8 protein-coding genes are annotated in these 7,713 nt (G+C 68.2%); 4 read left to right on the top strand and 4 right to left on the bottom strand.

Annotated elements, in window-relative coordinates; translation table 11 throughout:
• A partial coding sequence (locus JMF86_RS08660) for a LysR family transcriptional regulator (RefSeq protein ID WP_201316954.1) occupies positions 1–251 on the bottom strand: 251 nt, incomplete at its 3' end.
• Between the two features lie 125 nt (positions 252–376).
• Between JMF86_RS08660 and JMF86_RS08655 the strand changes: the two genes are divergently transcribed.
• Both JMF86_RS08655 and JMF86_RS08650 read left to right on the top strand, forming a co-directional pair.
• Entirely contained in the window at positions 377–1,393 is a 1,017-nt protein-coding gene (locus tag JMF86_RS08655; protein WP_011549716.1) for a zinc-binding alcohol dehydrogenase family protein, read from the top strand.
• Positions 1,394–1,550: 157 nt separating this feature from the next.
• The gene (locus tag JMF86_RS08650; protein WP_041489573.1) at positions 1,551–2,102 is read left to right on the top strand and encodes a DUF6013 family protein; all 552 of its coding nucleotides are present in this window, start codon (positions 1,551–1,553) and stop codon (positions 2,100–2,102) included.
• 272 nt (positions 2,103–2,374) lie between these two features.
• On the opposite strand, the gene fetB is transcribed toward JMF86_RS08650, so the two are convergent.
• Entirely contained in the window at positions 2,375–3,178 is an 804-nt protein-coding gene (gene fetB, locus JMF86_RS08645; RefSeq protein WP_011549718.1) for an iron export ABC transporter permease subunit FetB, read from the bottom strand.
• Complete coding sequence (locus tag JMF86_RS08640) at positions 3,175–3,876, bottom strand: ATP-binding cassette domain-containing protein (RefSeq protein WP_011549719.1); 702 nt, start codon at positions 3,874–3,876, stop codon at positions 3,175–3,177. The genes fetB and JMF86_RS08640 overlap by 4 nt, the downstream gene beginning before the upstream one ends.
• A gap of 152 nt (positions 3,877–4,028) precedes the next feature.
• Here JMF86_RS08640 and JMF86_RS08635 point away from each other — a divergent pair, with 152 nt between their 5' ends.
• On the top strand, positions 4,029–6,326 hold the full coding sequence (locus JMF86_RS08635) for an AsmA family protein (protein ID WP_011549720.1): 2,298 nt from the start codon (positions 4,029–4,031) through the stop codon (positions 6,324–6,326).
• A 97-nt stretch (positions 6,327–6,423) separates the two neighbouring features.
• Here JMF86_RS08635 and JMF86_RS08630 read toward each other — a convergent pair whose 3' ends face one another.
• A complete protein-coding gene (locus JMF86_RS08630; protein WP_011549721.1) occupies positions 6,424–6,876 on the bottom strand; it encodes a lipocalin-like domain-containing protein in 453 nt (150 codons plus the stop codon).
• A gap of 169 nt (positions 6,877–7,045) precedes the next feature.
• Here JMF86_RS08630 and JMF86_RS08625 point away from each other — a divergent pair.
• A partial coding sequence (locus JMF86_RS08625; RefSeq protein ID WP_201316953.1) for an ATP-binding cassette domain-containing protein occupies positions 7,046–7,713 on the top strand: 668 nt, incomplete at its 3' end.

Below are 7,713 nucleotides of genomic sequence, written 5' to 3'. Positions count from 1 at the left end.
GCGCGCGCCATGAAGACTTCGCCGTCCTGCGTGAGGCTGATGCGGCGCGTGGTGCGGTGCAGCAGCCGCGCGCCGAGCTGCCGTTCGAGCTGGGCGATGCGCGCGCTCGCGACCGCGGCCGACACGCCGAATTCGCGCCCGGCCGCGGTGACGTTCGCGAGCAGCGCCGCGCGCACGAACAGCGCGACGTCGAGCAGGTCGAGCGGCTTGTCGGGCGCGGGAATCGGATCGGACCCGGGATCGGACGTCATTATTCTGAAATTCCTGAAAATGTTTCAGGAAATATAGCGGTTTTCTCGAAGGATCGGGTTGCCTACGATGGCACGCATGGAGGTTGCGCCGCAGCCTGCCGGATTTCCCTGAAAGGAGTATCGAGATGAAAGCCGTTGGATTGACCCGTTATCTGCCGATCGACGACCCGCAAGCGTTGCTCGACGTCGAACTGCCGCAGCCCGTGCCGGGCCCGCACGATCTGCTCGTGAAGGTCGAGGCGATTTCCGTGAACCCGGTCGACACCAAGGTGCGTGCGCCGAAGCCGCAGGTCGAGGAGACGCCGCGCGTGCTCGGCTGGGATGCGGCCGGCACGGTCGTCGCGGTCGGCGCCGACGTCACGCTGTTCCGGCCCGGCGACGAAGTGTTCTACGCGGGCAGCATCACGCGGCCCGGCGCGAACAGCGAATTCCACGCGGTCGACGAGCGGATCGCCGCGTTGAAGCCGCGCACGCTCGACTTCGCGGCCGCCGCCGCGCTGCCGCTCACCGCGCTGACCGCGTGGGAAGCGCTGTTCGACCGGTTGCGCGTGTCGCCGCAGGGTGCCGACGCCGGCAAGTCGGTGCTGATCATCGGCGGCGCGGGCGGCGTGGGCTCGATCGCGATCCAGCTCGCGAAGACGCTCGGCAAGCTGCACGTGATCGCGACCGCGTCGCGGCCGGCGTCGGCCGAATGGGTGCGCGCGCTCGGCGCGGATGCGGTGGTCGACCATTTCGGCGACCTGCCCGCGCAGTTGCGCGAGGCCGGCCATCCGAGCGTCGACCACGTGCTGATCTTCAACGATACCGACCATCATTTCCCGGCTGCAGCGGAAGTCATCCGGCCGCAGGGCGGCATTTGCACGATCGTCGAGAACGCGAAGCCGGTGCCGGTCGAATTGCTGAAGGCGAAGAGCGCGGCGTTTCACTGGGAATTCATGTTCACGCGTGCGATGTTCGAGACGCCGGACATGATCGAGCAGCACAAGATCCTCGGCGAAGTGGCGCGGCTCGTCGACGCCGGCACGCTGCGCACGACGCTCGGCGAACAGCTCGGCACGATCAACGCGGCGAACGTGCGGCGCGCGCATCAGATGCTCGAGGGCGGGCGCGCGATCGGCAAGCTGGTGCTCAGCGGTTTCTGAGCGCGGAGCGCGTAAGGTTGCGGCGCCGCGAATGCAAGCGGGGTAACACCCGATGCGTTTGCGGCGCATTGCACCGCGCTTGGCGGTAGACTGGCAGCGCATCATGCATCGAAAACCGCGCGGCACGCGCGTGCCGCCGCATTACAAGGAGGTCAGCATGAGCCAACGCAGCTTGTCAGTCGCCGCATCGTGGTCGGTCGTGTTCGCGGCGGCGTGCGTCAGCGCGAGCGTATTCGCGGCGCCACCGGTCAAGGGCAGCCTGAAGGGCGGCGGGACGGGACAGCTCGAATACACCGTCAAGGTCGACTCGAAGACCTTCGGCAATACGCAGGAGACCCGCAAGATCCGCTCGGGCGAGACGGACGATTTCAACTGGAAGTCGGTGCCGCCGAGCGGCGCGGTCGCGATGCCGGACGGCTGCCCGAACGCCGACAACCTGCCGCGCGACGCGAACGGCGCGATGGTGCGGCAGACCCAGGTGCGGCTCGCACCGTCGGTCGACGCCAAGGGTGTCGCCAACGTGCAGTTGAGCTTCCAGGCGGCCGCGCCGAAGGGCACGCGCGGCGTGACGGCCGGGGGCAAGTCGCTGCAGTGTCCGGACGTCGTGTCGGTAAGCCAGGTGAAGTGGGTGTCGATTCCGACCAACGGCGGGTCGAAATCCGTGTCGATGAGCGACGGCACCCGGGTGACGGTGTCGATCAAGCATTGAGCGGCACGCGCGGGCCGGCGTTTCGTTCGGTGCGCGCGCAACCGGTTCGATGGGCGGCACGAGCAGGGCGGCACGCGAGCAGCGCCTGTCGTGCCGCCGTTGCAACGCGTGCCGCTGCCTGCTTCGCGGTACGGTGCCACAGCCGTGCAACGGCGCTGCACGACGTCATGCGGATGTCACGTCATGCGCGCCCGCATTCCGTCCTCCCGATCATCACGTTCCGATGAAACGTCGCAGGCGCGTGCTGACCGCGCAGCGCGCGCCGCCGCGCGTCACCGCGTGCGCTCTTCGAGCCGCGAAGCGAGGAAACGGTGATCGGCCGAGAACAGCCGGCGATAGGTCATCAGCACCGCGCCCACGGTGCCGAGCGCGGACGCCGCGGCGATCAGGAACATGATCACGATCTGGTAACGCACGGCCTGCAGCGGCGACTGGCCGGCCAGCACCTGGCCCGTCATCATGCCCGGCAGGCTCACGACGCCGACCACCGCCATCTGGTTCAGCGTCGGCAGCATGCCGGCGCGCACGGCCTGCCGCGCGGCATCCTGCGCGGCCTCCCAGCGCGTCGCGCCGAGCGCGAGCGCGGTTTCGACACGATCGCGGCGCGCGGTGAGCTCTTCCATCATCCGCTCGACGCCGAGCGATACGCCGGTCAGCGTATTGCCGAGAATCATCCCGAGGATCGGGATCGCGTATTGCGGCGCGAACCACGGATGGATGCGGATCACGACGAACAGGCCGACCGCCGCGACGAACCAGCTGCTGAACCAGATCGACGCGATGCTGTCGATGCGCTGGCCGCGATACGTGCGCTTGCCGCGCCCCGCGCCGGCGAAACCGGCGATCAGCGTCATCAGCGCGGTGAGCGGCAGCACGACGTACCAGTGCGGATGGCCGAACACCCAGCCGAGCACGTAGCCGATCGCGAGCAACTGCACGACGGTGCGCACCGCCGCGAGCGCGAGCTTGCGGCCGAGGCCGAGCGACAGCGCCGCCGAGATCGCACCGTTGACGGCGACGAGCGCGGCGGCGATGCCGACGTCGACGAGGCTCAGGTCCTGCAGTGCCGGGCTCATTGCGCAGCCTCCGTCGGGTTGGCCGCGTGCAGGACGCCGGCCTGCATCACGAGCCGCATCGTGGCGATTCGCGCGGCCTGGGCCGGATCGTGCGAGATCCACATGTAGGCGCGCGCATCGGGCGCCGCGTCGAACCACGCACCGACGAGCGCTTCGATCGCGCGCGCCGATTCGGGATCAAGGGCGGAGGTCGGCTCGTCGAGCAGTAGGACGTCGGGATCGAGTTGCAGCACGCGCAGCAGCGCGGTGATCTGCGCTTCGCCGCCGGACAGGTCGCTCGCGCGCTTGTCGAGAAAACCGGCGCCGCGGCCGGCCTGCGCGGCGAGCGCTTCGGCGCGGGCGCGGTCGAACGCGACGTCGCGATAGATCGCGAGCGAATACGGGTAGCGCAACTGCGCTTCGACGGTGCCGTCCATCTGCGCGGGGCGCTGGCGGACATAGGCGATGCTGCGCCGATAGCGCGGAATCGCGCTGCGCCGGATCCGCCGGCCGCGCCACAGGATGTGACCGCCGTCGAGCGGATCGAGCAGCGCGAGCGCGCGCAGCAGCACGCTCTTGCCCGACCCGGATGGCCCGGTGATAGCAATTCGCGATCCCGCGGCGAGGCTGAAATCGGTCGGGGCGAGCAGCGTCTTGCCGCTGCTGGCGTCGCGCCGCGTGATGTGCTGCGCGTCGATGAGGCCGGTGGGGGAGGTCATGTCAAAAGTGAAAAAAAGCGTTAATGGCGCCGAAAGGCCGCCATGTCGTGCGCCATAATACCGATTGAAAAGCCGCAGTTGTCGTGCGCCGTTCGTCCACGCAAGCGGCCCGGCATGGCGCGGCAACGCTTCAGAACAACAACGGAACCGCCATGACGCTAACCCGAGCCATCGGCAAATCGGCTGCATGGATCGTCGGTATCGTCGCGGTGCTCATCGCGGCGGCCGGCATCTTTATCTTCACGTTCGACTGGAACCGCGCGAAACCGTGGGTCAACGAACAGGTGAGTACCGCGCTCGGCCGCCCGTTCGCGATCAACGGCGATCTCAAGGTCGGCTGGCGTCGTCCCGATGGCGAGACCGGCTGGCGTGCATGGGTGCCCTGGCCGAGCTTCTCCGCCACGCAACTCGAGATCGGCAATCCCGACTGGGCGCAGGCGCCCAAGTTCGTCACGCTCGATGCCGCGCACTTCGATCTCGCGCTCCTGCCGCTGCTGGCGCATGAAATCGTCATCCCGTCGATCGACGTCGTGAATCCTGCCGTCGATCTCGAACGGCGCGCGGACGGCAGCAATACGTGGACCTTCCAGTTCAAGCAATCGTCGCAGCCTTCGCGGTGGAAGGTGCGGCTCGACAGCTTCGGTTTCGCGAAGGGCACCGTCACGTATCGCGATGCGATCACGAAGGCCGACCTGACCGTCGCGATCGATACGCTCGGGCAGCCGATTCCGCTCGGCGACGTGCTGAAGGAGCAGGAGCAGACCTCGCGTGCGGCGTCGGCGCAGCGCGTCGGCAAGCATGGCGCCGCGCAACTGGGCGCGAAGGCCGATGCGCAAGCCGCGTCGGGCGAGTCGGGGGCGAGTGCGGTCGCGGCCTCGGGTGCGTCGGCTGCGAGCGGCGTTGCTTCGGCTGCGTCAGGTTCGTCCGGTTCATCCGCTTCGTCCGCGCCTTCCGCGTCGGCGGCCGCTGCCGCGTCCGGCGCGAGCGGCGCCGCGGCGCCCGCGAAGCCGTCCGGCCCCACCTACGCGTTCGGGCTGAAGGTCGACGGCCGCTACAAGAACGTGCCGATCAGCGGCACCGGCAAGGTCGGCGGCGTGCTCGCGATCCAGGATACGTCGCAGCCGTTCCCGCTGCAGGCCGACGTGAAGGCGGGCGATACGCGGCTCGCGATTGTCGGCACGCTGACCGATCCGAGGCATCTCGCGGCGCTCGACCTGCGGCTGTGGCTGCAGGGCACGTCGATGTCGCACCTTTACCAGCTCACCGGCATCACGCTGCCCGATACGCCGCCTTACGCGACCGAAGGGCGCTTGATCGGCAACTTCAAGCCGAATGCGAGCACCTTCCGCTACGAGAACTTCAACGGTCGCGTCGGCGGCAGCGATCTCGGCGGCACGCTCACCTGGGCGCAGCGCGAGCCGCGGCCGAAGCTGTCGGGCGAACTCGTGTCGAACCTGCTGCAGTTCTCCGATCTCGCGCCGGTGATCGGCGCCGACTCGGCCGCGAGCAAGAAGAAGCGCGGCGACACGACGCGCCAGCCGCCCGACCGCGTGCTGCCGGTCGCGGCGTTCCGCACCGAACGGTGGAGCGCGATCGATGCAGACGTGAAGTTCACCGGCCGCAAGCTGATCAAGAGCGCGGACCTGCCGATCACCAACCTGTACACGCACATTCTGATGCAGGACGGCGTGCTGACGCTGGAGCCGCTGCAGTTCGGCGTCGCGGGCGGCACGCTCGCGACGAATGCGCATCTCGACGGCAGCCGCACGCCGCTCAAGGGCCGCTTCACGCTGGCCGCGCGGCATCTGAAGCTCAAGCAGCTGTTCCCGACGCAGAAGGTGATGCAGTCGGCGTTCGGCGAAATCAACGGCGACGCGTCGCTGTCGGCAACGGGCAATTCGCCGGCCGCGCTCGCGGCGACGTCGACCGGCGAAGTGAAGGCGCTCATCACCAACGGTCGCATCAGCCGCCTGCTGATGGAGGCCGCGGGGTTGAACGTCGCGAACGTCGTCTACGAGAAACTGTTCGGCAACCGCGACGTCAACATCAATTGCGCGGCGATCGATTTCGTCGCGACCGACGGCATGCTCGACCCGAAGGTCTTCGCGCTCGATACCGACGACGCGCTCATCAACGTCGACGGCCCGATCAACCTGCGCGACGAATCGCTCGACCTGAAGATCCATCCGCACACGAAGGGCTTCCGGATCTTCTCGCTGCGCTCGCCGTTGTATGCGAAGGGCACGTTCAAGAACCCGAAGGTCGGCGTCGATGCGGGCGCGCTCGCGCTGCGCGCCGGCGCGATGGTCGGGCTCGGGCTGATCAACCCGTTCGCGGCGCTGATCCCGCTGATCGCGCCGAGCAACAACCGCGACGTGCCGTGCTCGGAACTGTTCGGGCAGATGAAGGCGCAGGCGGCGCAGAAAGCGGCCAAGAAGGCCGGCAAGTGATGCGCGCAGCCGTCGGAGCGGCTTGTGCCGCGGTGCGGCGGCTCGGCATCGTTGCCGCGACCGGCTGAGCGCTGGCCGTGCGGCGCCGCCGAGGTGCTCAGCGGCGCGCGCGCGCCCAGACGATCACCGGTTCGACCTCCCGGCCGCCGATCCGCACTGGCCCGGCGGTGCCGAGTTGCAGCCGGTCGCCGTCCAGGCTGACGACACGCTGCTGGACGTTGCCGATCCAGTTCGGATACAGGCTGACGTCCATTTCATGAGTCAACGTGCCGTCGTCGTCGACATTAAAGGGGCCTGAATACGCGATGTAGCCGCGGGCCGCGGCCGCACGCTCCTCGACGCTGCCGCCCTGCAGGTCGCCGTCGGCGTACGGCGGGCGGCCGGCCGCCATCAACTGCGCGGACATGTAGCCGTCGGGCGTGTAGAGGATCCAGCCGCGCGCGTCGCGGCCGAGCGGATAGGTGACGGTCCCGCCGTCGCGCGGGCGGATTTCGTAGGACACGAGGCGCCACGCGCCGACGAGTTGTTCACGAAGCTGGCTGGCGAGCATGCGGGATTCCGGTAGGACGGCGGTGGGGCGCGTGCCGTCGTGTTGACGGGCCGGCGGGCGCCGCGGCTGAGGGCCGGGAATACGCCGCCGGGGCGGTGCGGTCGGCAGTTTCTCCGACACCTGCTAAAATACACGGTTTTCCGTCGATTTCTCTCTTACGGGACCTGCCGTGCTTTCTACTGCCAACATCACGATGCAATTCGGGCCGAAGCCCTTGTTCGAGAATATCTCGGTCAAATTCGGCGAGGGCAACCGCTACGGTCTGATCGGCGCGAACGGCTGTGGCAAGTCGACCTTCATGAAGATCCTCGGCGGCGACCTCGAGCCGAGCGCCGGCAACGTCGCGCTGGAGCCGAACGTCCGCCTGGGCAAGCTGCGCCAGGACCAGTTCGCGTACGAAGACGTGCGCGTGCTCGACGTCGTGATGATGGGCCACACCGAGATGTGGGCCGCGATGACCGAGCGTGACGCGATCTACGCGAACCCGGACGCCACCGACGACGACTACATGCACGCGGCCGAACTCGAAGGCAAGTTCGCCGAATACGGCGGCTACGACGCCGAGGCGCGCGCGGGCGCGCTGCTGCTCGGCATCGGCATCGAGGAGAAGTTCCACAACGGCACGATGGCCGACGTCGCGCCTGGCTGGAAGCTGCGCGTGCTGCTCGCGCAGGCGCTGTTCTCGAAGCCGGACGTGCTGCTGCTCGACGAACCGACCAACAACCTCGACATCAACTCGATCCGTTGGCTCGAGCAGACGCTCAACGAGTACAACTCGACGATGATCATCATCTCGCACGATCGTCACTTCCTGAACTCGGTGTGCACGCACATGGC

Origin of the sequence: Burkholderia sp. E168m15, assembly GCF_016586105.1 — a bacterium.
Lineage (GTDB): Bacteria > Pseudomonadota > Gammaproteobacteria > Burkholderiales > Burkholderiaceae > Burkholderia > Burkholderia orbicola.
The sequence above is the reverse complement of the archived record's forward strand: the minus strand, read 5'-3'. Positions and strand labels throughout refer to the sequence as shown.

What these genes read in the sequence shown, in the direction of transcription:
- JMF86_RS08630 (WP_011549721.1), bottom strand. Translation starts at nt 6,876, where the DNA reads ATGCTCGCCAGCCAGCTTCGTGAACAACTCGTCGGCGCGTGGCGCCTC.
- JMF86_RS08655 (WP_011549716.1), top strand. Translation starts at nt 377, where the DNA reads ATGAAAGCCGTTGGATTGACCCGTTATCTGCCGATCGACGACCCGCAA.
- fetB (WP_011549718.1), bottom strand. Translation starts at nt 3,178, where the DNA reads ATGAGCCCGGCACTGCAGGACCTGAGCCTCGTCGACGTCGGCATCGCC.
- JMF86_RS08650 (WP_041489573.1), top strand. Translation starts at nt 1,551, where the DNA reads ATGAGCCAACGCAGCTTGTCAGTCGCCGCATCGTGGTCGGTCGTGTTC.
- JMF86_RS08640 (WP_011549719.1), bottom strand. Translation starts at nt 3,876, where the DNA reads ATGACCTCCCCCACCGGCCTCATCGACGCGCAGCACATCACGCGGCGC.
- JMF86_RS08635 (WP_011549720.1), top strand. Translation starts at nt 4,029, where the DNA reads ATGACGCTAACCCGAGCCATCGGCAAATCGGCTGCATGGATCGTCGGT.